At 75.2% G+C, this 21,285-nt stretch carries 17 protein-coding genes, 7 tRNA genes and 1 pseudogene; 15 read left to right on the top strand and 10 right to left on the bottom strand.

Going from position 1 to position 21,285, the window contains the following annotated elements:
* Positions 1-14: 14 nt before the first annotated feature.
* The 3 genes from cobT (at position 15) to ACFV7Q_RS07175 (ending at position 6,755) form a co-directional block, all read left to right on the top strand.
* Entirely contained in the window at positions 15-3,620 is a 3,606-nt protein-coding gene (gene cobT / locus ACFV7Q_RS07185; protein ID WP_385424635.1) for a nicotinate-nucleotide--dimethylbenzimidazole phosphoribosyltransferase, read from the top strand.
* A 998-nt stretch (positions 3,621-4,618) separates the two neighbouring features.
* Positions 4,619-5,866: a uroporphyrinogen-III C-methyltransferase gene (cobA, locus tag ACFV7Q_RS07180; protein ID WP_385424632.1), complete on the top strand. Its 1,248-nt coding sequence runs from the start codon at positions 4,619-4,621 to the stop codon at positions 5,864-5,866.
* Positions 5,867-5,924: 58 nt separating this feature from the next.
* Positions 5,925-6,755 (top strand): TrmH family RNA methyltransferase, encoded by an 831-nt coding sequence (locus ACFV7Q_RS07175; protein WP_385424629.1) that lies wholly within the window; start codon positions 5,925-5,927, stop codon positions 6,753-6,755.
* Between the two features lie 5 nt (positions 6,756-6,760).
* Here ACFV7Q_RS07175 and ACFV7Q_RS07170 read toward each other — a convergent pair whose 3' ends face one another.
* Positions 6,761-7,972 carry a serine/threonine-protein kinase gene (locus tag ACFV7Q_RS07170; RefSeq protein WP_385424625.1) on the bottom strand — a complete coding sequence of 404 codons (1,212 nt, stop codon included), beginning with the start codon at positions 7,970-7,972 and terminating at the stop codon, positions 6,761-6,763.
* A gap of 477 nt (positions 7,973-8,449) precedes the next feature.
* Between ACFV7Q_RS07170 and ACFV7Q_RS07165 the strand changes: the two are divergent.
* From ACFV7Q_RS07165 to ACFV7Q_RS07155, 3 genes and pseudogenes are all read left to right on the top strand, one after another.
* A pseudogene (locus ACFV7Q_RS07165) lies at positions 8,450-9,211 on the top strand (RNA-guided endonuclease TnpB family protein); the annotation flags it as partial.
* A 222-nt stretch (positions 9,212-9,433) separates the two neighbouring features.
* Positions 9,434-9,619, top strand: coding sequence for a hypothetical protein (locus ACFV7Q_RS07160; protein WP_385424758.1), 186 nt, complete (start codon positions 9,434-9,436; stop codon positions 9,617-9,619).
* Positions 9,620-9,862: 243 nt separating this feature from the next.
* On the top strand, positions 9,863-10,873 hold the full coding sequence (locus tag ACFV7Q_RS07155; RefSeq protein WP_385424624.1) for a phosphotransferase family protein: 1,011 nt from the start codon (positions 9,863-9,865) through the stop codon (positions 10,871-10,873).
* 67 nt (positions 10,874-10,940) lie between these two features.
* On the opposite strand, the gene ACFV7Q_RS07150 is transcribed toward ACFV7Q_RS07155, so the two are convergent.
* The 5 genes from ACFV7Q_RS07150 to ACFV7Q_RS07130 all read right to left on the bottom strand — a co-directional run bounded on the left by ACFV7Q_RS07150 (position 10,941) and on the right by ACFV7Q_RS07130 (position 11,412).
* Positions 10,941-11,012: transfer RNA gene (locus ACFV7Q_RS07150), tRNA-Val, on the bottom strand.
* A gap of 52 nt (positions 11,013-11,064) precedes the next feature.
* A tRNA-Val gene (locus ACFV7Q_RS07145) sits at positions 11,065-11,136 on the bottom strand.
* 19 nt (positions 11,137-11,155) lie between these two features.
* Positions 11,156-11,227, bottom strand: a tRNA-Val gene (locus tag ACFV7Q_RS07140).
* Position 11,228: 1 nt separating this feature from the next.
* Positions 11,229-11,302: transfer RNA gene (locus tag ACFV7Q_RS07135), tRNA-Cys, on the bottom strand.
* 37 nt (positions 11,303-11,339) lie between these two features.
* Positions 11,340-11,412 (bottom strand) — tRNA-Gly (locus tag ACFV7Q_RS07130).
* A gap of 181 nt (positions 11,413-11,593) precedes the next feature.
* Between ACFV7Q_RS07130 and ACFV7Q_RS07125 the strand changes: the two genes are divergently transcribed.
* The 3 genes from ACFV7Q_RS07125 to ACFV7Q_RS07115 all read left to right on the top strand — a co-directional run bounded on the left by ACFV7Q_RS07125 (position 11,594) and on the right by ACFV7Q_RS07115 (position 14,391).
* Positions 11,594-12,649, top strand: coding sequence for a chorismate-binding protein (locus tag ACFV7Q_RS07125; RefSeq protein WP_385424621.1), 1,056 nt, complete (start codon positions 11,594-11,596; stop codon positions 12,647-12,649).
* Positions 12,650-12,665: 16 nt separating this feature from the next.
* Positions 12,666-13,490, top strand: coding sequence for an aminotransferase class IV (locus ACFV7Q_RS07120; RefSeq protein WP_385424618.1), 825 nt, complete (start codon positions 12,666-12,668; stop codon positions 13,488-13,490).
* Between the two features lie 70 nt (positions 13,491-13,560).
* Entirely contained in the window at positions 13,561-14,391 is an 831-nt protein-coding gene (locus tag ACFV7Q_RS07115) for a GNAT family N-acetyltransferase (RefSeq protein ID WP_385424615.1), read from the top strand.
* Positions 14,392-14,396: 5 nt separating this feature from the next.
* Here ACFV7Q_RS07115 and ACFV7Q_RS07110 read toward each other — a convergent pair whose 3' ends face one another.
* Complete coding sequence (locus ACFV7Q_RS07110; RefSeq protein ID WP_385424612.1) at positions 14,397-14,900, bottom strand: DsbA family protein; 504 nt, start codon at positions 14,898-14,900, stop codon at positions 14,397-14,399.
* 181 nt (positions 14,901-15,081) lie between these two features.
* Between ACFV7Q_RS07110 and ACFV7Q_RS07105 the strand changes: the two genes are divergently transcribed.
* On the top strand, positions 15,082-15,561 hold the full coding sequence (locus ACFV7Q_RS07105; RefSeq protein ID WP_385424755.1) for a hypothetical protein: 480 nt from the start codon (positions 15,082-15,084) through the stop codon (positions 15,559-15,561).
* A gap of 109 nt (positions 15,562-15,670) precedes the next feature.
* Complete coding sequence (locus ACFV7Q_RS07100) at positions 15,671-15,850, top strand: hypothetical protein (RefSeq protein WP_385424610.1); 180 nt, start codon at positions 15,671-15,673, stop codon at positions 15,848-15,850.
* On the opposite strand, the gene ACFV7Q_RS07095 is transcribed toward ACFV7Q_RS07100, so the two are convergent.
* On the bottom strand, positions 15,791-16,411 hold the full coding sequence (locus ACFV7Q_RS07095) for a CGNR zinc finger domain-containing protein (RefSeq protein ID WP_385424607.1): 621 nt from the start codon (positions 16,409-16,411) through the stop codon (positions 15,791-15,793). The genes ACFV7Q_RS07100 and ACFV7Q_RS07095 overlap by 60 nt on opposite strands.
* A gap of 271 nt (positions 16,412-16,682) precedes the next feature.
* On the bottom strand, positions 16,683-17,096 hold the full coding sequence (locus ACFV7Q_RS07090; protein WP_030011909.1) for an SsgA family sporulation/cell division regulator: 414 nt from the start codon (positions 17,094-17,096) through the stop codon (positions 16,683-16,685).
* 177 nt (positions 17,097-17,273) lie between these two features.
* On the opposite strand from ACFV7Q_RS07090, the gene ACFV7Q_RS07085 reads away from it, so the two are divergent.
* On the top strand, positions 17,274-17,744 hold the full coding sequence (locus ACFV7Q_RS07085; RefSeq protein WP_385424604.1) for a TIGR02611 family protein: 471 nt from the start codon (positions 17,274-17,276) through the stop codon (positions 17,742-17,744).
* Positions 17,745-17,790: 46 nt separating this feature from the next.
* Positions 17,791-17,862: transfer RNA gene (locus tag ACFV7Q_RS07080), tRNA-Val, on the top strand.
* A 137-nt stretch (positions 17,863-17,999) separates the two neighbouring features.
* Here the strand turns inward: ACFV7Q_RS07080 and ACFV7Q_RS07075 are convergent.
* Positions 18,000-20,483: an SCO7613 C-terminal domain-containing membrane protein gene (locus tag ACFV7Q_RS07075; RefSeq protein WP_385424601.1), complete on the bottom strand. Its 2,484-nt coding sequence runs from the start codon at positions 20,481-20,483 to the stop codon at positions 18,000-18,002.
* Positions 20,484-20,586: 103 nt separating this feature from the next.
* Here ACFV7Q_RS07075 and ACFV7Q_RS07070 point away from each other — a divergent pair, with 103 nt between their 5' ends.
* Entirely contained in the window at positions 20,587-21,069 is a 483-nt protein-coding gene (locus ACFV7Q_RS07070; protein ID WP_385424599.1) for an SRPBCC family protein, read from the top strand.
* A gap of 39 nt (positions 21,070-21,108) precedes the next feature.
* A tRNA-Val gene (locus tag ACFV7Q_RS07065) sits at positions 21,109-21,180 on the top strand.
* Positions 21,181-21,285 lie beyond the last annotated feature (105 nt).

The following is a 21,285-nucleotide window of genomic DNA, read 5'->3' as shown; positions in this document are numbered from 1 at the left end:
GGCGAGGGGTACGCATGACTGACGCCGGCCAGGTACCGGGCGAGGGGCTCCCGGACAACGCGGGCATGGTGGATCAGCAGGGCATTCCGGCTCCGGTCCCGCATCCGGGCTCCGTCCCCGCTCCCGTCCCGGGGGGCTACGCCTTCCAGGACCTCGTGGACAACCCGGCCGAGCCGGAGGACGAAGAACTGCTGTTGATGCCGAGCGGGCACGGCCAGGGCGGCGCCTGGAGCGACCCGCAGATCGTCCCGCCGGCGCCCGTCTTCCCCGTCGAGACCTCCTACGGCGACGCGCCCTACGCCGACTACACCGACTACGCCGACGCCCAGGCGCAGGCCATGGCACAGGCCCAGGCGATGGCACAGGCCCAGGCCGGCTACACGGACCCCGGCCACGCCGCGCCCGCCTTCCCCGACCCCGCCGCAGGCGAGGCCGCGTACACCCTCGGCGCGCACGAGGCCGGCGGCCGCGACTCCGGTGCCCTCGACCTCGGCGGCCTCGTGGTGCCGCCGCCCACGGGCGCCCCGGCCTCCCCGATCGGCCCGGTCCCGCCGGGGGGCCCCGCCCGCCGGCCGCTGCACATGGGCCCGCCCGTCCCGGAGGCCACCAACGGCGCCGGTATCGTCCGCTCGCTCGCCGACCGCGGCCCGGCCGCCCCGATGGCGCCGACGGCCCCCGCCGCCCCGACGGCCCCGATGCCGACGGCCCCCGCCCCCGCGCCGGTCGCCACCGCCACGCCGCCGGCCGGTACGCCGGTGCCCCCGGCGCCGGTGGCCCAGGCCGGACCGCCGACCATCGGCCCCGAGTACCTCGACGTGCCGCGCGCGGAAGGCGGCGTACCCGCCGGGCCGCAGCTCGGCGAGCTCCCGCCGCAGGCCGGCGCGCCGTGGGCGGCGGAGCAGGCCCCCGCGGTGGCACAGCCGGTGGCTACCGCCGAGCAGCCCGTGGCTGTCGCCGAGACGGTCGTTCCGGCCGTGGCCGTGGCCGTGGCCGAGGCCGTCGTCCCGGCCCAGGCCGGTCAGCCCGCCGAGGTCGGTGGGCCCGTTCCCGCCCAGGCCGGTGGGGCCGTCCCCGCCGAGGTCGGTGGGCCCGTCCCCGCCCAGGCCGGTGGGGCCGTCCCCGCCCAGGCAGCTCAGCCGGCCGACGCCGCTCAGCCGGCCGAGGCCGTCCAGCCCGTCGTGGCCGTCGGGCCCGAGCAGCCGGCCACCGCCGAGGCCGCTGCGGCCCAGCCGGAGCAGCCGCAGCCCGCCCCCGAGGCCGAAGCCGCGCCCGCCCCGGACGTCGTGGCCGCGCCGGAGCAGGCCGCAGCCCCCGAGGCCGTTGCCGTGCCCGCGCCCGCGCTCGGGGCCGTTGCCGTGCCGGAGGAGCCCGCCGCCGCGCCCGAGGCCGTCGAGGCCCCGGTGGTGGCCGCCGAGGCCCCCGAGGGCGTGGTGACCCCGCAGGAGCCGCAGCCGCAACCCGATCCGGTCGCTGCAGCCCCCGAGCAGCACGTGGGCGTCGCCCCTGCCCCGGCAGAGCCCGCCGACGCCGCCCCCGCAGAGGCTGCGGAGCCCGTGGAGCCCTTGGCCGCCGAAGCCGTGGCCGCCGCTGCCGCCGTGGCGGATCCCGCCGCCCCCGTCGCCGCCGAGCCGGAGGCGCAGCCCGAGCCCCAGCCGCAGCCCGCGGAAGCCGCCGTCCAGCCTGCCGCGGCTGATGAGGCCGTCGCCGTGGTCGCAGCGGCCGAGGAGCCGGCCGCTGCCGCCGGAGCCCCCGCGGCAGGGCCCGAGCCGGTCCCCGCCGCCGCGGCCGGGGCCCCGGCCGACGGGGCCGTGCCGGCCGAGCAGGCCGCCGCCGACGAGCCCGCCGACGAGGAACCGGCCGCCGACGCGCCGGTGGAGCCGTCCCCGGGCGAGCCCGCCCCCGGCTACGCCGACGCCGAGCGCGAGGCCGTGCTGCGCGTCATGCGCGAGCGCCGCGACATCCGCAACGGCTTCCGCACCGACCCGATCCCGCACGAGGTGCTGCTGCGCGTCCTGGAAGCCGCCCACCACGCGCCCAGCGTCGGCCACTCCCAGCCCTGGGACTTCGTCGTCATCCGCTCCGCCGAGACCCGCCGGGCGATGCACGAACTCGCCCAGCGCCAGCGCGAGGCCTACGCCAAGTCGCTGCCCAAGGGCCGGGCGAAGCAGTTCAAGGAACTGAAGATCGAGGCCATCCTCGACACCCCGGTCAACATCGTCGTCACCGCCGACCCCACGCGCGGCGGCCGCCACACCCTCGGCCGGCACACCCAGCCGCAGATGGCCCCCTATTCCTCCGCCCTCGCCGTCGAGAACCTCTGGCTCGCCGCGCGCGCCGAAGGCCTCGGCGTCGGCTGGGTCAGCTTCTTCGACGAGCGCGAAATGGTGCGCGAACTCGGCCTCCCCGAACACCTGGAGGTCGTCGCCTACCTGTGCGTCGGCTACGTCGACGAGTTCCCCGACGAGCCCGAGCTCGCGCAGGCCGGCTGGTCGCAGCGCCGGCCGCTGGCATGGGTCGTCCACGAGGAGACGTACGGGCGCCGCGCGCTGCCCGGGGAGGAGCCGCACGACCTGCTCTCCGAGACCGTCGCCAGCATCCGCCCGCTCGACGCGAAGGCGCTGGGCGAGGCGTGGGAGCGTCAGAAGCGGATGACGAAGCCCGCCGGCGCGCTCGGCATGCTGGAGATCATCTCGGCGCAGCTGGCCGGCCTGTCCCGGGTCTGCCCGCCGCCCATCCCGGAGCCCGCGGCGGTCGCTATCTTCGCGGGCGACCACGGTGTGCACGCCCAGGGCGTCACCCCGTGGCCCCAGGAGGTCACCACGCAGATGGTCGCCAACTTCCTCGGCGGCGGCGCGGTCTGCAACGCCTTCGCCAACCAGGTCGGCGCCGAGGTCTGCGTGATCGACGTCGGCGTCGCCGGCGAGCTCCCCGCCACCCCCGGCCTCCTGCCCCGCAAGGTCCGGCCGGGCACGGCCGACCTCACGGCCGGGCCGGCGATGACCCGCGAGGAGGCCGTCGCGGCCATCGAGGTCGGCATCGAGACCGCCCGCGACCTCGTCGCCGCCGGCAACAAGGCACTGCTGACCGGTGAGATGGGCATCGCCAACACCACGGTGTCCGCGGCCCTCATCTCGGTGTTCACGGGCGCCGACCCGTCGGAGGTCACCGGCCGCGGCACCGGCATCAACGACGAGACACACGCCCGCAAGGTCGACGTCGTCCGGCGCGCCCTGGAACTCCACCAGCCCGACCCGGCCGACCCGATCGGCGTCCTCGCGGCCATCGGCGGCCTGGAGCACGCGGCGATCGTCGGCATGATCCTCGGCGGCGCCTCCCTGCGCACGCCGGTGGTCCTCGACGGCGTCAGCGCCGGTGCGGCCGCCCTGGTGGCCCGGGCCATCGCCCCGGAGGCCCTCTCGGCGTGCATCGCCGGCCACCGGAGCGCGGAGCCGGGGCACGTCGCCGCCCTGAACAAGCTGGGGCTGCGCCCCCTGGTCGACCTGGACCTCCGCCTCGGCGAGGGCACGGGCGCCCTGCTGGCCCTCCCGCTGGTCCAGAGCGCGGCCCGGGCGATGCACGAGGTCGCCACGTTCGACTCGGCCGGCGTCACGGAGAAGTAACCCGGGTCGACTCGGGTGTCCTCGGGTCGGGTCGGGTCGGCTCGGGTGTCCTCGGGTCGGGTCGGGTCGGCTCGGGTGTCCTCGGGTCGGGTCGGGTCGGCTCGGGTGTCCTCGGGTGTCCTCGGGTCGGCTTGTTTTGGTCCGGCTTGACCTGGTTCGGGTCGGACCGACCTGCCCGGTCCGGCCCCGCCGACGCCGCCCGAGCGCCGGGCGGGGCCAGGCGCCGTTTCCCGGCGAGTTCAGCCTCGCTGCTCCCGGCGGGCGTCCAACCGCTGTGCTCGGCAACGGCGAGCCGCGCTGTGCGGCCGCGGTCCGAGGGGCCCGGCGTGGTGGACCGGGGGCGGGTGCGTGGCAGGGGTTTCCCTGCCGCCCGTTGTCCTTCCGGGGCCTCAAGGGCGCTCCTCCTTCGTCGTCGCGTCGCGATGCGATGGCCTTCGGCCACCCTTGACCTACCGACCCGCCCCGGAATGCCAACAGACAGCCGGGAAGCCCCGGAGGAACGGCCAGGGGGCCCATTGCGCCACGGGCCCGTCAGAGATGCGGGGCCGGTTGCCGAGGGGCGGTTTCGGTGAGGGCACCGTCAGAGGTGCCGGGCCCGTTCCGGCACGCGGCGTTTTCGTGCGGGCCGGCCGGGCGGAGCCCGGGACGGGGGCGGGTCAGCAGCCGGCCGTCAGGGGTTCTGCGGGACGGGCGGAAGGGGCTCTCGGGAGCGTTTCCCGGGGCTTGACGGTGGCGGCCGGGCCTTCTGGGGGCCGACGGCCGTCCGGCATCGGCGGTGTGTGGGGCGCGGGCGCGGGCGGAGCCCGGAGCCGGCCGGGGGCGGCCGACCGGTGCGGCGTGCGTCACCGGGCCCCGGGCCCGGCAGGCGGGCCCGGGGCCTTATCGTGGACCCGGACAGCAAAGGCGCACGTCACGCCCCGACTCAACCGCACCACAAGACAAGCCGCTCCAGCGCAGCAGCGGCCCGCAGACCCGCCGCACCAGGAGCCGCAACCGCCATGGCAATCCCGGCACACCCCGCCTACCCCGTAGGACTCCGCCTCGCCGGCCGGCGCGTCGTCGTCATCGGCGGCGGCCAGGTCGCCCAGCGCCGGCTGCCGGCGCTCGTCGCGGCCGGTGCCGACGTCCTCCTCATCTCTCCCTCCGCCACCCCCTCCGTCGACGCCATGGCCGAGACCGGAGAGATCCGCTGGGAGCGTCGCCGCTACCGGGACGGCGACCTCGCCGGCGCCTGGTACGCGCTGATCGCCACCCAGCACCGCGAGGTCAACGAGCAGGCCTCCGCCGAGGCCGAACGCGAGCGGGTCTGGTGCGTCCGCGCGGACGACGCCTCCGCCGCCACCGCCTGGACCCCGGCCACCGGCCGCGTGGAGGGCGTGACCGTTGCGGTGCTCACCGGCAACGACCCGCGCCGCTCCGCCGCCGTCCGCGACGCCGTCGTCGAGGGGCTGCGCGACGGCACCCTCACCGCCCCCGCCCACCGCGGCCGTCCCCAGGGCACGCCCGGTGTCGCCCTCGTCGGCGGCGGCCCCGGTGACCCGGACCTGATCACCGTCCGCGGCCGCCGCCTGCTCGCCGAGGCCGACGTCGTCATCGCCGACCGGCTGGGCCCCCGCGACCTGCTCGACGAACTCCCGCCGCACGTCGAGGTCATCGACGCCGCGAAGATCCCGTACGGCCGCTACATGGCCCAGGAGGCCATCAACAACGCCCTGGTCGAGCACGCCAAGGCGGGCAAGGCCGTCGTCCGGCTCAAGGGCGGGGACCCGTACGTCTTCGGACGGGGGATGGAGGAGCTCCAGGCGCTCGCCGAGGAGGGGATCCCCTGCACCGTGGTCCCCGGCATCTCCAGTTCCATCTCGGTGCCCGCCGCCGTCGGCATCCCGGTCACCCACCGGGGCGTGGCCCACGAGTTCACCGTGGTCAGCGGGCACGTCGGTCCTGACGACCCGCGATCGCTCGTGGACTGGGCCTCCCTCGCCAAGCTCACCGGCACGCTGGTGGTCCTGATGGGCGTCGACAAGATCGGCCTGATCGCCGAGGCCCTGGTCCGCCACGGACGCCCGGCCGACACCCCGGTCGCCGTCGTCCAGGAGGGCACCACCGCCGCCCAGCGCCGCGTCGACGCCACCCTCGCCACCGTCGGCGAGCGGGTCCGCGCCGAGGACGTCCGTCCGCCCGCCGTCATCGTCATCGGCGACGTCGTACGGGTCGCGGAAGCCGCCCCCACACCCCCGACCCACTGAACTCCCGGCGCCCGACAGGGACGTTGGCACCACACCCAGGACAAGGCAGTATCACCCTGTGGCTGATCTCATCACCGTCGAAGACCCCGACGACCCGCGCCTGCGGGACTACACCGGCCTGACCGACGTGGAGCTGCGGCGCCGCCGCGAACCCGAGGAGGGCCTGTTCATCGCCGAGGGCGAGAAGGTCATCAGACGGGCCAAGGACGCCGGGTTCGAGATGCGCTCGATGCTGCTGTCCGCCAAGTGGGTCGACGTCATGCGCGACGTCATCGACGAACTCCCCGCACCCGTCTACGCCGTCAGCCCGGAGCTCGCCGAACGCGTCACCGGCTACCACGTGCACCGGGGCGCCCTCGCCTCGATGCAGCGCAAGCCGCTGCCCGAGGCCTCCGAGCTGCTGGCGGGGGAGGGTGCCGGCCAGCGCATCGCGGTCTTCGAGGGCTTCGTCGACCACGCCAACCTGGGCGCCGCGTTCCGCAGCGCGGCCGCCCTCGGCATCAGCGCGATACTCCTGTCCCCGGACTGCGCCGACCCGCTGTACCGGCGGGCCATCAAGGTGTCCATGGGCTCGGTGTTCTCGGTGCCGTACGCCCGCCTCGACTCCTGGCCCGCCGACTTGGAGAAGGTCCGGGAGGCGGGCTACCGCATCCTGGCCATGACGCCGAGCCCCAAGGCCACCCCCCTGGACCAGGTCCCGCCGGAGCGCTTCGAACGCTGCGCGATCATGCTGGGCTCGGAGGGGCACGGCCTGTCGACCCACGCGCTGCGGGCCGCCGACGAATGGGTCCGGATCCCGATGGCCGAGGGCATCGACTCCCTCAACGTGGCCGCGGCCTCCGCGGTGGCGTTCTACGCGACCCGTCCCCCGCACGGCCGCGAGGCGTAGCCGCCTCAGAGCTTCTGGGCGGCGGCGATCCCCAGGGCCACGATCAGCGTCACCACGACGAAGACGATCAGCCGCTGCCGCATCAGCCGCGGGTCCGGCCGGGAGGGCCGCCGCCCCGCTCCCGTCGTACGGGGCGCCGGGCGGCCGCCCGTACGGCCCGCCGTCGGCCGTGACGACGGGCCGCCCGGGTTCCGCGGCGAGGAGGGTCGCGAGGACGGGCCGCCACCCGCCGGAGCCCGGCCGGCGGCCTTGCCCGCCGCCAGCGGTGCCGGCGTGCCGCCCGTGCGCCGCTCCCGCCGCTCCGGGCGGTCGTCCGGGTACGGCTGCGGCAGCCGGCCCGTCGGCCGGTCGGTCCGCGGTCCCCGCTGTGCCGGCGGACGCCCGTCGGACAGGCCCTGCGCCTCGCGGGCCGCGATCTCCTTCAGCCGCATCGACAGTTGGAGCGTCGTGGGCCGGTCCTCCGGATCCTTGGCCAGGCAGGCCCGTACGAGGGGCGCGAGTGCGTCGGGGACCCCGACCAGATGCGGCTCCTCGTGCACCACCCGGTACAGCATCACTTCGGAACTGCCGTGCCCGAAGGGCGAGTCGGCGGTGGCCGCGTAGGCCAGGGTGGCGCCCAGTGCGAAGACGTCGGTGGCTGGGGTGACGACCGCGCCGCGCACCTGCTCGGGCGCGAGGAACCCCGGAGATCCCACGGCGGTGCCGACGTGGGTGAGGGTGCTGGCGCCGGTGGCCCAGGCGATGCCGAAGTCGATGATCCGTGGTCCCTTGGGCGACAGCAGGATGTTCGACGGCTTGAGGTCCCGGTGCACTACGCCGGCTTCGTGGACGGCGACGAGGCCCTCGGACAGGGCCGCGCCGATCGCCGCGATCTGTGCGGCCGTCAGGGGACCGTCCTCCGCCACCTTGTCGTGCAGGGACGGTCCGGGCACGTACTGGGTGGCGAACCACGGCCGCTCCGCCTCCAGGTCCGCGGCCACCAGGCGCGCCGTGCACCCGCCGCGGATCCGCCGGGCGGCGGACACCTCCCGTGCGAACCGGGATCGGAACTCCTGGTCTTCCGCCAGGTCCGGCCGGATCACCTTGAGCGCGACGCGCTGCCCGCGCCGGTCGGACCCCAGGTAGACCACACCCATCCCGCCGGCACCGAGCCGCCGGTGCAGCCTGAACGAGCCGACGACACGCGGGTCCTCGCGCCGGAGCCGCATCATCGCCATGTCCACCCCGCTGCCGGTCGCCCTGTTGACGTGGCACAGCTTACGGAGGATCCGGCACGAGCGCTCAGAGGCCGCGCCCTCGCCCCGGCAATCGATCGTCAGTGCACGGGCGCCCACTTGAGGGTGCCTCAGCCCCGCGCGAGGACTCAACAGCACCGGTGGGTCGGTCGCCAAACCGCCGACGGGAGAAGGACGTTGGGGATGCCGGGGTCCGGAGGGGGGCGGTGTCCGGCGGGCGGCGGGCGCGTGCGCGGGGCGTGCGAGCCGGGCGGCCGTAGGTGTGCCCCTACGACGACACGCGTGTGCGGGGAGTGACGGAAGTGAGCGAACTCACCGGACTTCTTCCGGGAGGCCCCCGCCTTCGGGCGGGGGAGGAACGGATCCTCGGCGCGTGGGCGCGGAGCGCCGGAGTTCTCTTCGCATCTGTTCTGACCTGCACTCTCTTCCGTTGTCGGCGGGGGCGGTTGGCTTCGGCTCATGGTGACGACCGATAGCCGAAGGCGTGGCCGGGGGCATGCCCGGTGCACGTTCCGGCTGCGGGTGTCGTCCATCGCGTTGGCCCGGCGCGAAGCCGAGTGGGCGCGCTGTCGGTGGGTGTGGAACGGGCGCGTGGCGATGTCCCGCAAGGTCCGTCGCTTGGACAAGACCACCGCCGAGAAGATCACGTGTGGTCCGGCGCAGCTCGACAGGATGCTGACCGGGTCCCGCCGGTCGACGGCGTGGCAGCGAACTACACGCGGCGCGGGTTCTCGCTCAAGGGCGGGCTGCTGCACCTGTCGGGCGGATGGTGGTGCGGGTCGTATGGTCGCGTGACCTGCCTTGCGACCCGACGAGCGTCCGCGTGCACCGGGACGGCCTCGGGGACCGGTACGCGTCGTTCGTCGTCGCCACGGTGATCGAGAACCTGCCGGAGACCGGCGCGGTGATCGGCGTGGACCGGCGCTCGCCCGCTACCAGCGGATGACGGCCCGGCGCCGGACCCCGAAGAACCGGCCCGACACCGCCGGATACCGCACAGCCCGCAAGGCGGCGGCGAAGGTGTCGAGGAAGATCGCCCGGCAGCGGACCGACACCGGCCGCAAGTGGGCCAAGCAGGTCGTGCGCGATGTCGACCAGCTCGCCGTGGAGGACTTCCGACCGAGGTTCCTCGCGAAGACCACGATGGCCCGCAAGGCGGCCGACGCCGCGATCGGCGCGACGAAGGCGGCACTGGTCGAGATGGCCCGCAAGCTCGCCCGCCTTCCCGGTCCCCTCCGGGACATCCCCCATCCCGGGGGCGGGGTCTCCAACCAGCGGAGTACGCCGGAGGCCCCCCGTCATCCTCATGGAGGCCCTCCAATGGGTACGAGGGCAGGACGCCGCGCCACCCCCGCCCGCCTAGTGTTGAGGACATGCGGCGGGCGGCGTTCTCGTCCCCCGAGGTCCCGGGCCCGCCGCAGCCAGACGACAGGGGAGAGGACCATGGCGGACACGGCACGGCACGGACGCAAGGCCTTCGCGTTCCACGCCCACGAGTCCGGTACGCGCCACCCGCTGGTGGCCGCGGCCATGGTGCTCCCCCTGGCCGCCCTCCTGCTCTTCCTCTTCGGAGGTTTCGACCAGGTGGCGGCACAGGCGTCGTCCGTGGGCGTGATGCTGGGGCGCTGAGCGGCGCCCCCGGTCCGGGAGAGCGGCCCGGGCCGGGACATCGGCCCGTCGAACCCCGTGGGGACGGGGGATCGGCGGACGGCAGGTGAAGGGTGCTGCCCGTGCGACTGGGGAGTCGCAGGGGCAGCACGCTCACGCGCGCCCGCCGCCGCGGGTGCTCGCCCGCGCTCGCCCACGTCATGCCCGGCCGCCTTTTCGTAACCTGCTTGCGAGAGGGCGAGTGACGACAGTCCGGGAGCCGCGATGAACCAGGAGCACGACGCCCGGCGCCTGAGGAAGGGCTCCGTGCCCGCCCCCGCGGCGCCGCTGCCCGCCGCGCTGGCCGCGTACGCCACCGGCGAGCCCGCAGCGCCGTACGAGCTCCTCGCCGACCGGGAGGACGGGACGGTCGTCCGCTGCGGCGGGATCGTGGTCAAGGCGCACGCCGTCGACAGCGACTGCGACGACCTCGCCGTCCGGATGCGGATCGCCGCCGACCGGGCCCTGGCGGGCGTCCTGCTGCCCCCGCTCCGCCCCGGCGCGGGTTTGTTGCGGGGCCGCCCGGTGTCCCTGTGGCCGTACGGAGTCCCGGTCGACCCCGAGCGGCCCGACGCCGCCCCCTGGGAGGCGGCCGCGCGGCTGCTGGCCGCTCTGCACCAGGTGCCGCTCGACGCCCTTCCCGGCCCGCTCCCGCCGATGCGCGGCCCCCTCAAGCTCTCCCGCGCCCTCGGCCGCCTCTCCCGCGCCGCGTCCGCGGAGCACACCGGCCACCGCTTCGAGCCGGACCTCGGCCCCGGGGTGGTGCGGGAAGCCGCTCGGTCCCTACCCGCCTGGGTGCGGGGGGCGGCCCCGGCGCCGCCCGGCGGGGTCCTGTGCCACGGCGACCTGCACCTGGGCCAGCTGGTGCGGGGGAGCGCCGCCGACGGGGGCTGGCGGCTCATCGACGTCGACGACCTCGGTGTCGGGACGCCGGCCTGGGACCTGGCCCGGCCCGCCGCCTGGCACGCGGCCGGGGTCCTCGGCGCCGACGCCTGGGGGCGGTTCCTCGACGCCTACCGGGCCGCGGGCGGACCTGCCGCGGGACCGCCCGGCCGCGACCCCTGGCCGGCCCTGGACCTCGCCGCCCGGGCCCTGACCGTGCAGACCGCCGCCCTCGCCCTGGCGAGATCGGCCGAGAACCGCCGCCGACTCGACGGCGTGGAACGGCTGATGGTGGAGTCCTGCGCCCGAATGGCCACGCTCCCGCCCGACTTGGCGGCGCGCGCCCCGTCCTGAGGCCGGTCCCACCGTGATCGACAACGCGGAAGCCCCGACCGTGGAGACGGCCGGGGCTTCCGGGCGGTGCGCGATACTGGGATTGAACCAGTGACCTCTTCCGTGTCAGGGAAGCGCTCTCCCGCTGAGCTAATCGCGCGGGATCCACGGCTCGAAAGCCGCAGGTCGAACAGGTGGTGCCGGGTGTTGCGTGCGCGATACTGGGATTGAACCAGTGACCTCTTCCGTGTCAGGGAAGCGCTCTCCCGCTGAGCTAATCGCGCGGGGGATCCGAAGATCCAGTGGACGATACTGGGATTGAACCAGTGACCTCTTCCGTGTCAGGGAAGCGCTCTCCCGCTGAGCTAATCGTCCTTGGAGGTGGAGACGGGATTTGAACCCGTGTAGACGGCTTTGCAGGCCGTTGCCTCGCCTCTCGGCCACTCCACCTCGGAGTTGCAGGGGTTCGGGAAGATCCCCCACTCAGAGCGGACGACGAGACTCGAACTCGCGACATCCACCTTGGCAAGGTGGTGCTCTACCAACTGAGCTACGTCCGCACCGTCATCCTGTTCGCTCCGGGGTTCTTCCCCTTCGCTCCCTGGCGACGTGTTGAACTGTAGCGGATTCCCGGGCCAGCTCAAAAACGCGTTTCCGCAGCGTGCTGCCACCCGATCACCACCGGTCACCCGCCGGTCACCTCTACGGCGGCTTTGCGCCACCGGTCATAGACTCGCAGCCGTGCACGACCTGCTTCCTCTGGCCCGCTTCGGCGGCCTCCTCGCGACCGATCTCCGCGACGTCACCAGCGACCCCGCGGCCCTCGACTCCTCCGGCTTCTGGGCGGTCGCCGCAGACTTCGAGGGGCGCCTGGTCTGCGCCCGGTTCGGCGACGTACGTGCCGCGTCCGTGCCGGAGCCCGTCCCCGGCGCCTGGCTCGGCCCCGCCGCCGACGCGTGGTCCTCCTCCCTGGACCGGGCCGCGTACACGGCCGGCGTCCGCCGCATCCGCGAGCACATAGCCGCCGGCGAGGTCTACCAGGCCAACCTCTGCCGCGTGATGTCCGCACCGCTGCCCGAGCCGGACCGCGCCGACGTGGACGCCCTCACCGCACTGCTCGCCCGTGGCAACCCGGCCCCGTACGCGGGAACGATCCGCCTCCCGGCGCACGGCGTCGAGATCGCCACCGCCTCGCCCGAGCTGTTCCTGCGCCGGGCCGGCCACCACGTCGAGTCCGGGCCGATCAAGGGCACCGGCCGCACCGCCGCCGACCTGTTGCCCAAGGACCACGCCGAAAACGTGATGATCGTGGACCTGGTCCGCAACGACCTCGGCCGGGTCTGCGCCACCGGCTCCGTGACCGTCCCCGAGCTGTGCGCCGTCGAGGAGCACCCGGGCCTGGTCCACCTCGTCTCCACCGTCAGCGGCGAGCTGGCCGAGGGTGCCGGCTGGCCGGAACTGCTCGCCGCGACCTTCCCGCCCGGCTCGGTCACCGGCGCGCCCAAGTCCTCCGCCCTGCGGATCATCGAGGCCCTGGAGACCGCCCCGCGCGGCCCCTACTGCGGCGGCATCGGTTGGGTCGACGCCGACCGCGGCACCGCCGAGCTCGCCGTCGGCATACGCACCTTCTGGATCGACCGGCAGGCCCCCGGCGGCCCGCGCCTGCTCTTCGGCACCGGCGCCGGCATCACCTGGGGCTCCGACCCGGACCGGGAATGGGCCGAGACCGAGCTGAAGGCCGCCCGGTTGCTGCGGGTAGCGTCGGGGCAGCATGCGGTGACTGGCACCCCTGGCTGAGCGGAGGGATCGTACGGTGATGATCTGGCTCGACGGCGCGCTGCGGGACGCCGAAAGCGCGCGGGTGTCCGTGTTCGACCACGGGCTGACCGTCGGCGACGGCGTGTTCGAGACGCTGAAGGCGGAAGGGGGCCGCGTCTTCGCGCTCACCCGCCACGTGGAGCGGCTGACCCGCTCCGCCCGCGGCCTCGGCCTGCCCGACCCGGATCCGGACGAGGTCCGCCGGGCCTGCGAGGCCGTCCTCGGGGCCAATCCCATGCCCCTGGGTCGACTGCGCATCACCTACACCGGCGGGCTGTCACCCCTCGGCTCCGACCGCGGAGACTCCGGTCCCACCCTGGTCGTCGCCGTCGGTGAGACCACCCGCAGGCCGGACACCACGTCGGTGATCACCGTGCCGTGGGTGCGCAACGAGAGGTCGGCCGTGTCCGGGCTGAAGAGCACCTCCTACGCCGAGAACGTCGTGGCGCTCGCCGCCGCCCACAAGGCCGCCGCCTCCGAGGCGCTGTTCGCCAACACCCTCGGGCGGCTCTGCGAGGGCACCGGCTCCAACGTGTTCGTCGTCATGGACGGGGAGCTGCACACCCCGCCCCTCTCTTCCGGCTGCCTCGCCGGCATCACCCGCGCCCTCGTCGTGGAATGGGCCGGCGCCAAGGAGACCGACCTGCCCTTCGAGGTCCTGGAACAGGCCGAGGAGGTCTTCCTGACCTCCACCCTGCGCGACGTGCAGGGCGTCCGCCGCATCGACGGCCGCTCCTTCGCCGCGGCCGCCCCCGGCCCCGTCACCGCCGAGGCCATGAGGATCTTCGACGTGCGCGCTGCCGACGACCTCGACCCGTAGGGGCGCGCGCACGGCCGAGCGGCCAGGAATTCGCTGTGCACGCGGCCGCGGGGTGGGTAGAACCACAAGGATGACCACCACCCTGCGGCCCGGCGGGCCGCTCCAGCAGGGCGCCGGCGGCGCCCGGTCGCGCCCTTACGAGATCCGGGTCAACAGCAGGCGCGTGGGTGCGCTGCTGATCGCCTGCGACAGTCCCTTCGGCCCGACGGTCGGCGAGATCCGCGACCTGACGGTCGACCCGCCCGACCGGGGGCGAGGCCGCGCCACCGTCGCGGCGCTCGCCGCGGAGGAGGTGATGCGCGGCTGGGGATGCCGCCGGGTCATCGCAAAGGTCCCGACGACATCGCAGGCGGGCCTGCGCATGGCCGCCGCCCTCGGCTACGCCGAAACCGGCCGCACCATGGCCAAGGACCTCCCGGCCGAGCCGCCCGCACTCTCCGGCGGGGTGACGGGCCGGCCCATGACGCCGGACGAGTACGAGGTCTGGCTCGCCGAAGCGCTGGAGGGCTACGCCGCCGACTGGGCCGGCCGGGGCATGCCGCCGGAGGCGGCGCGGGCCAAGTCGGAGGCCGACCACGCCCGCGACCTGCCCCGGGGCCTGGACACCCCGGAGGTCAGCCTGTGCGTGCTGGAAGCGACGGGCGTCCCCGTCGGCCATCTGTGGGTGGCGCCCTCGCGCGCCGGGCGGGGCGCGTACGTCTACGACGTGGCGGTCGCCGAGCCGTACCGCGGCCGGGGCCACGGGCGGGACCTGATGCTGCTGGCCGAGCGTACGGCCCTGGCCGGCGGCCACCGCGTGCTCGGCCTGCACGTCTTCGCCGGCAACACCCCGGCCCTGAGGCTGTACGAATCCCTCGGCTACCGGCCGACCGACGTCCACTTCGCGAAGGACCTGCTCTAGGCCGCTCAGTCGGTGCCGGCGGCCAGCAGCCGGTCCGCGATCTCCTCGATGCGGGCGCGCAGGCCCTCCTGGCTCTTGCCCCCGTCCAGGCGCTCGCCGCCGATGACGTACGTCGGCGTGCCCGTGACTCCGATCGCCTTGCCCTCGGCGTGGTCGGCGTCGACGATCAGGATGTGCCGGCCGTCGATCAGGGCGGTGTCGAACTCCTCGGCGTCGAGGCCGAGTTCCCGTGCCACCTCCACCAGCACGGCCTCGCCGCGCTCGCCCAGCTCCGCGGTGCGGGCCAGGACGGCCTCTGCGTAGGGCCAGCCCTGGCCCTGCTCCGCCGCCTCCTCCGCGGCCTGGGCCGCAGCGAAGGCGTGCTTGTGCTTCTCCAGCGGGAAGTGGCGCAGCCGGATGTCCAGCCGGTCGCCGTAGCGGGCCCGCAGGGCGCGTACGTCGTCCAGAGCGCTGTGGCAGTCCGAGCACTGGAGCTCGCACCAGACGTCGAGGATCACGGAATCGGTCATGCGGACAGTCTCCCAGCCCCCGGGCTGCGGCAGCGTCGCACACCCCCTGAGGAGGAGGCGGACCCCGAGATCTCCCGGAGATCCGCCGCGGGGCCCTCCAGGACATGGCCCCGGCGGCGGCGCCCGGTGCAGGATGGAAGGAACGGAAAACCGCCCCGACGGCACTGCCCTGGAGGACCGCATGCTCGCCGAGACCATATGTTCCGCGCTGGCCGCGGCAGGCCTGGGCATCGCCGCGGTGACCGCCTACCGCAAGCGCTTCCTCACCGCCGCGCGGATCGCGGCGTACGCACTGGTGCCGGCCGGGCTCGTCCTGACGGGTGTGGTGGCGTGGGCCGCCGACATCGTCTTCAAGCCGACCGTGTGGGCGGGCTTCGGCGTGCTCGCCCTCGCCTGGGTCCTGTTCGCCACCACCCGCGCGGTCGAGCGCCGCGCCATCGGCAGGACGGGTCAGGCCGACGGGGCCGGCGCGTCCGGCAAGGCGGGGAAGGCCGGGAAGGCCGGGAGGGCGCCCAGGGCGGCGCGGGGGAGCGCCGCGCAGGACGCCGTGGCGCCCGCCGCGTCCGCACCCTCCCTCGGCCGGTCGGCTGCCCGGCCGAAGCCCGCCGCGGACGACGACTTCTCCGACATCGAGGCGATCCTGAAGAAGCACGGAATCTGATCCGCCGCCCCCGGTTCGCCGCGCGGATGACGAGAAGGGGTGAACTCCCGCGCGAACACTGGCGTGTTGGGGGCGCGGGCCGGCTGTCCTGCGCCATCATCGCCCCGACATGCTCGAAACATCGCAGGGTGAGCCGACGGTTCCCGCGCCGGCCGCGGCTCCCGCCCCCGTCATCGAGGAGCCCCGAGGCTGCCTCTTCGCGCTCTCCCAGCCACCCCTGATGATCTTCTTAGGGGTGATCGGCACCCTGCTGCTGCTCGCCGCGGTGCACGATCTCTTCCTGCTCTGAGGGCCCCGCGTCGGCTTCCTTGCGCCGCGCCCGGTACGCCGCCACGTGCAGCCGGTTCCCGCAGGTCCGGCTGTCGCAGTAGCGGCGCGAGCGGTTGCGGGACAGGTCCACGAAGGCCCGGCGGCAGTCGGGGGCCTCGCAGCGGCGCAGGCGCTCCTGCTCGCCCGACACCACGATGAAGGCCAGCGCCATGCCGCCGTCCGCCGCGAGGTGGTCGCCCAGTGAGGCGCCCGGGGCGAAGTAGTGCACGTGCCAGTCGTAGTCGTCGTGGTTGGTCAGCTGCGGCGTGGTGCCGGCCGTGGCGACGAGCTCGTTGATCAGTCCGGCCGCGGCGCGGGTGCCCTGTGCCGCGAAGATCTGGGCGAACTTGTTGCGGACCGCCCGGACGCCCGCCAGGTCACGGGCCCCCAGCTCACCGACATCGCTGATCTTGTACTCGCGGACGAATTCGCGCAGCGAGCCGACGTCCGCGAGGCCGTCGGGCTCGTCCGCCTCGGCCGCGGTGTTCACCAGCGCGACGACGACGTCGAGCGCGCCACGGGTGTCGTGGGGGATCTGCACGGAACTCGCTCCCTGTGGCCGGGCCTGCGGCGACGGGCCGATGCCGCCGCTGGGGGCCGACTCTAGCCGCCCCCGGCCACCGCCGGGAGGTGCACCCGCGCGGACGGCCGGCGCCGACAAGCGCACCGGCGCCGCTCTCGCGGGCGGCTTCCGCGAGAACAGCGCCGGCACTGCCGTATGTGGTTTTTCCCCAGCCCGCACCGTCGCCCCGAGTCGGACGGTGCGCAGTGGTCCCCGGCTGCTACCGGGGGCGCTCCCCGCGGGGGCTGGCTCAGCTCTCCGCCAGGATGTGCGAGAGCTCCTTGTCCAGGTCGAAGTGCCGGTGTTCGGTCCCGGGCGGGACCGCGGCGTCCGTGCGCTTGAGGAACGACTCGAGCGCCCGGGCGGGTGCTTCGAGCAGTGCTTCTCCCTCCGGTGAGCTCAGGGCGATGCAGACGACGCCCTGACCGTGGCTGCGGGACGGCCAGACGCGGACGTCCCCGGTTCCGGTGGGCCGGTGGAGACCCTCCGCGAGGAGGTCGCGGGCGAACACCCATTCGACCGTCTCCTCGGCGCCGGTGTGGAAGGTGGCGTGCACGGCGTAGGGATCGGCCGTGTCATACCGCAGGCCCGCGGGAACAGGCAGTGAGGACTCGCTCGACACAACGAGGCGCAGGTGCAGCTCGCAGCTGACCGTGGTGTTCATAAGCGCCAGGGCCTTTCGCTCAGTGTGCGCTCGGGGATTCGCACGTCGGCGAAATCGACATGCCACCTACGGTGCCGTTGTAAACCCCTCTGACCGTTTTGCGGACCTCTGGGTCCCTCGGACGGCGGATCCCCACCGCCGTACCCGTGTGCTTCCGGCTCCGGTAGATTCGGGATTATGAATACGGGGAGTGACCGCGAGGCCCACGGGTCCGCAGCCGGGCAGACCGGCAACGAAGCCGGCGCCGAGAGCGCCGCGACCACCACCGACGCAGCGCCCCACGTGTCGAAGGCACCGGCGTTCATCAAGCGCAGCCGCTCGCTGCACCTGAGCTGGCAGGTCGGCGTCTTCGTCGTCGGCCTCGCCGTGATCGTCGCGGGCGCCGCGATGCTCGTCCTGCCCGGTCCCGGGTGGGTGGCGATCTTCGCGGGCCTGGCCATCTGGGCCACCGAGTTCGCCTGGGCGCACCTCGTCCTGCGCTGGACGAAGCGCAAGGTCACCGAAGCCGCCCAGAAGGCCCTCGACCCGAAGGTCCGCCGCCGCAACATCATCCTCACCACGGTGGGGCTCGTGATCGCCGGCGCGCTGATCGGCTTCTACCTCTGGAAGTACGGCCTCACCCTGCCGTGGGACCTCAAGGACCAGTGATGGTCAAAGGGCACCGCTGACATGGGGTAATGTTTGCCGTGTGCCCGGGCGATTAGCTCAGTGGGAGAGCGCTTCGTTCACACCGAAGAGGTCACTGGTTCGAACCCAGTATCGCCCACCCGGACCGAGGGGCCGGAGACGGAAAACGTCACCGGGCCCTCGGGGTTTTGCGTGGGCACCCGCCCGCCGACGCGGCCAGCCCGGAGCCGGCCCTCCCCCCGAACCGGCCTCACCGCGGAAGCGGCCTCAGCGGCCTCATCGGAAGCGGCCGAGCGCCGCCCGCAGCCGGCGCGCGTCCCGCAGCCGCTTCTCGTACGTCGCCCCCACCGCCAGGAGCAGCAGCCCCGCCAGCGCCGGCGGCAGCCAGCGCGGCAGCACGCCGACCACCTGGACCACGTACGGAGCCAGCTCGTGCAGGGCCACCGCGGCCAGGACGCCGCCGCCGAGCAGCAGCGGGGCCTGGAGCCGGCGGTGCGCCCCCACCAGGGTCACCGCCAGCGCCGCCCCGCCCAGCAGCAGTGGCCGCAGCCAGTGCGGGTCCCGCCAGGCCTCCGCCAGGCCGGGCAGCAGCGTCGCCGCCAGCCCCGGGCCGTACGCCGCCCAGGAAGAGCACAGCGGGTCCTTGCGGCGGCGCAGCAGGCCCACCGCGAGGGCCGCCGCCGTCACCGGCAGGGTGTACGCCTCCGTCACCGTCACCCCGGACACCCACAGCCGCAGCCACGCCGCCGTGACCCCCAGCACCGCGGCCGCCCAGCCCAGCCGACGCCGCTCCGGGCGGGCGGCCGCGCCCGCGCAGACCACCGCGGCGAGCGCGCACGCCAGGGACAGCACCCCCGGCTCGCGGCCCGCCACCGTGAGCGCCACCGCACCCACCCCGGCCCCGGCCGCCTCCGCCGCCGCACGCACCCGGCCCAGCCGCGGTCCCGCGGCCACCGGCGCGGCGGCCACCGCCAGCAGGGGCAGGGCCCACCAGGCCACCGCGAGCCCCGCCAGCGCACACAGCGCCGCCACCGTGGCCGCCGCGTACCCGACGGCGAGCACCGCCGCGCCCGCCCGCACGGCCGCCGGGGCGGTCCGCCGTGCCGTCACCATCGCGCAGGCCGCACCCAGCAGCCCGAACACCGCGAACGTGGCGGTCCGGCCGTCCAGCGCCGCCAGGGACACGTCCAGGGCCCCGAGCGCCGCACACACCGCGGCCGCCCGGCCCGCACCGGCCACGTCCCCGGCCGCCGCCCGCAGCGCCACCGCCGCGGCAGCCACCGTCACCGCCAGCTGCGCCCCCAGCACCACCGCCACCGGCAGTCCCTGGCCCATCGGCGCCGGGAAGAGCGCGGCCCAGCCGCACACCACCGCGACCCCCCGCGCACCAGCCGCGACGCCCGCACCGGGCACGCCCGTGCCCGCCGCGGCCGCAGCCGGCACTTCCCCACCTGCCGTGCCCGTGTCCGCCGCACCCGAGTCCGGCGCGCCCGCCCACGACGGCGGAAGCAGACGGGCCGCCCACCACGCGGCCCCCGCCGCGATCAGCAGGACCGCGACCGCCGGCGCGCCCTGCCCGTAAGCCGCGACCCCCGCCGGAGAAGCGGACGTCCACACCTCCCGCGGCACCTCGGCCCGCGACGCGAGCGGCGCCACGGCCGAAACCAGCCCCCACAGCGCGGCCCCAGCCGCCACCACGGCCCCCGCCCCACCCAGGCCGCGCCGCACCGCCCCCGGCAGCGCGGCCACCGCAGCCGCCCCCAGCAGCGGCAGCGCGAGCAGCAGGCACACCACCACCGGCCAGCCCGCAGCCAGATCCGGCCGGACCGGACCGGCGAGCGCCGCCACCGCCGCCAGGCCGCCCGCCAGCGCGGCGCCCGACGCGGCCGGCACCCGCCAGGCCACCGCCACGCCCAGCACGGCGCAGCCCGCCACCAGCAGCGCCGGATCCACCGCGGCGGCCCCCGACTGCGCCGCCGCCAGCCCCGGAACACCGCACAGCAGCGCCCCCGCCCCGCACACCACCGCCAGGACCCACACCACGGGCGCCGTCCGAGCCGCCCGCGCCCGCAGCCCCGCCGCGAAGCGCCCGGACACCGCCGGGACGCAGTCCAGGGCCGCCGTCACCAGCAGCGCCCACCCGAGCCCCACGGGACCCTCGGCCCCTGCCAGGGCCGTCAACGGCAGCGGGAGCTGCACCGCGAGCACCGCCCCCACAGCCGGGACCACCAGCCTCGGCAGCAGTGCGCCGTACCCCGCCCACACCGCCGCCAGCACGGCCGAGGCCCCGGCCGCGTACGCCGTCCCACCGGTCCCCGGGAGGGCCACCGCGTGCACCGCGTACGCGTCCAGCACCGTCAGCAGCAGCCCGACCGCAGCCACCGACTCGGCCGTCGACCGCAGCCCGCGCCGCAGCAACAGCGCCGGCGCGACCAGGGCCGCCGCCGTCACCGCGGCCAGCACCGCCGACCGCCCCCCGATCCCCAGCGAACCCCAGCTGACCAAGGTGAACGCGAGCGCCGCCACGGCCAGCAGCACCGCGCCCAGCGTCAGCAGCACGTTCTGCGCACTCGGCCCCGAGGCCTCCGCCGTCCTCACGGGCTGCAGCCCCGGCGCCCCGCCCGCAGCCGTCCCCGACGCCGCCACGAACTGCAGCAACCAGGCCCTGCGGGCCAGCAAGTACCCGCGCCTGGCATCGAGTCCTGCCAGTTCACGGTCGATCAGCGCCAGCTCCTCAGCGGGCGGCAGAGGCATGTTCATGCTCGGAGTGTGGCGCCGGTCACCCCCCGAGGACATGGGTGTGCGTACTCAGATCCGCGCTGAGTACGCCACCGGTCACGTCCCGCAGGGCCAGACTGGGACCATGGACCGCAGCAGCCGTGGCCGGTGGAGCCGTTACCGCTTCCGCAGCGTGTGGGACCTCGACGCCCCGCCCGAACGCGTCTACTCCGTACTGGAGCAGGCCGACGACTACTGGCGCTGGTGGCCGCAGGTCCGGGGGATCGAGCGGATCGACGCGCACAGCAGCGCCCTGCGCATCCGCTCCGTCCTCCCGTACGAGATCCGGATCACGAGCGCCGAACTGTTGCGCGACCCGGCGCGCCGGATCCTGGAGGCCGCCCTCCACGGGGACGTCGAGGGCTGGGCGCGGTGGACCCTCCACCCCCGCCCGGGCGGCGGCGGCACGCGCGTCCTGTACGAGCAGGAGGTCGAGGTGCGGCGGCCGCTGCTGCGCCGCCTGTCGCTGCCCGCGCGACCCCTGTTCCGGCTCAACCACGCACTGATGATGCGGTCCGGGCGGCACGCCCTGGCCGCCCGGCTGGCAGCCGGTCCGGACGCGGTTTGAACCGGACCCCATGGCTCTTGTATTGTTCAGTGCGTTCCCGGGCGATTAGCTCAGCGGGAGAGCACTTCGTTCACACCGAAGGGGTCACTGGTTCGATCCCAGTATCGCCCACCGGGAGAGGCCGGGGCCGGGGTAGCCGGGGCGGGCGGGCCCCATACCCGGGCCCCCCCGGCGGGCGTGCCGGGGCCCGGGACCGGGGTAATATAAAAAAAAAAC

This window comes from Streptomyces sp. NPDC059851 (assembly GCF_042732005.1).
Lineage (GTDB): Bacteria > Actinomycetota > Actinomycetes > Streptomycetales > Streptomycetaceae > Streptomyces.
The sequence above is the reverse complement of the archived record's forward strand: the minus strand, read 5'-3'. Positions and strand labels throughout refer to the sequence as shown.

Coding starts and splice junctions, on each gene's coding strand:
- cobT (WP_385424635.1), top strand. CDS start 15: ATGACTGACGCCGGCCAGGTACCGGGCGAGGGGCTCCCGGACAACGCG.
- cobA (WP_385424632.1), top strand. CDS start 4,619: ATGGCAATCCCGGCACACCCCGCCTACCCCGTAGGACTCCGCCTCGCC.
- ACFV7Q_RS07170 (WP_385424625.1), bottom strand. CDS start 7,972: ATGGCGATGATGCGGCTCCGGCGCGAGGACCCGCGTGTCGTCGGCTCG.
- ACFV7Q_RS07160 (WP_385424758.1), top strand. CDS start 9,434: ATGGCGGACACGGCACGGCACGGACGCAAGGCCTTCGCGTTCCACGCC.
- ACFV7Q_RS07155 (WP_385424624.1), top strand. CDS start 9,863: ATGAACCAGGAGCACGACGCCCGGCGCCTGAGGAAGGGCTCCGTGCCC.
- ACFV7Q_RS07115 (WP_385424615.1), top strand. CDS start 13,561: ATGACCACCACCCTGCGGCCCGGCGGGCCGCTCCAGCAGGGCGCCGGC.
- ACFV7Q_RS07110 (WP_385424612.1), bottom strand. CDS start 14,900: ATGACCGATTCCGTGATCCTCGACGTCTGGTGCGAGCTCCAGTGCTCG.
- ACFV7Q_RS07105 (WP_385424755.1), top strand. CDS start 15,082: ATGCTCGCCGAGACCATATGTTCCGCGCTGGCCGCGGCAGGCCTGGGC.
- ACFV7Q_RS07100 (WP_385424610.1), top strand. CDS start 15,671: ATGCTCGAAACATCGCAGGGTGAGCCGACGGTTCCCGCGCCGGCCGCG.
- ACFV7Q_RS07090 (WP_030011909.1), bottom strand. CDS start 17,096: ATGAACACCACGGTCAGCTGCGAGCTGCACCTGCGCCTCGTTGTGTCG.
- ACFV7Q_RS07085 (WP_385424604.1), top strand. CDS start 17,274: ATGAATACGGGGAGTGACCGCGAGGCCCACGGGTCCGCAGCCGGGCAG.
- ACFV7Q_RS07075 (WP_385424601.1), bottom strand. CDS start 20,483: ATGAACATGCCTCTGCCGCCCGCTGAGGAGCTGGCGCTGATCGACCGT.
- ACFV7Q_RS07070 (WP_385424599.1), top strand. CDS start 20,587: ATGGACCGCAGCAGCCGTGGCCGGTGGAGCCGTTACCGCTTCCGCAGC.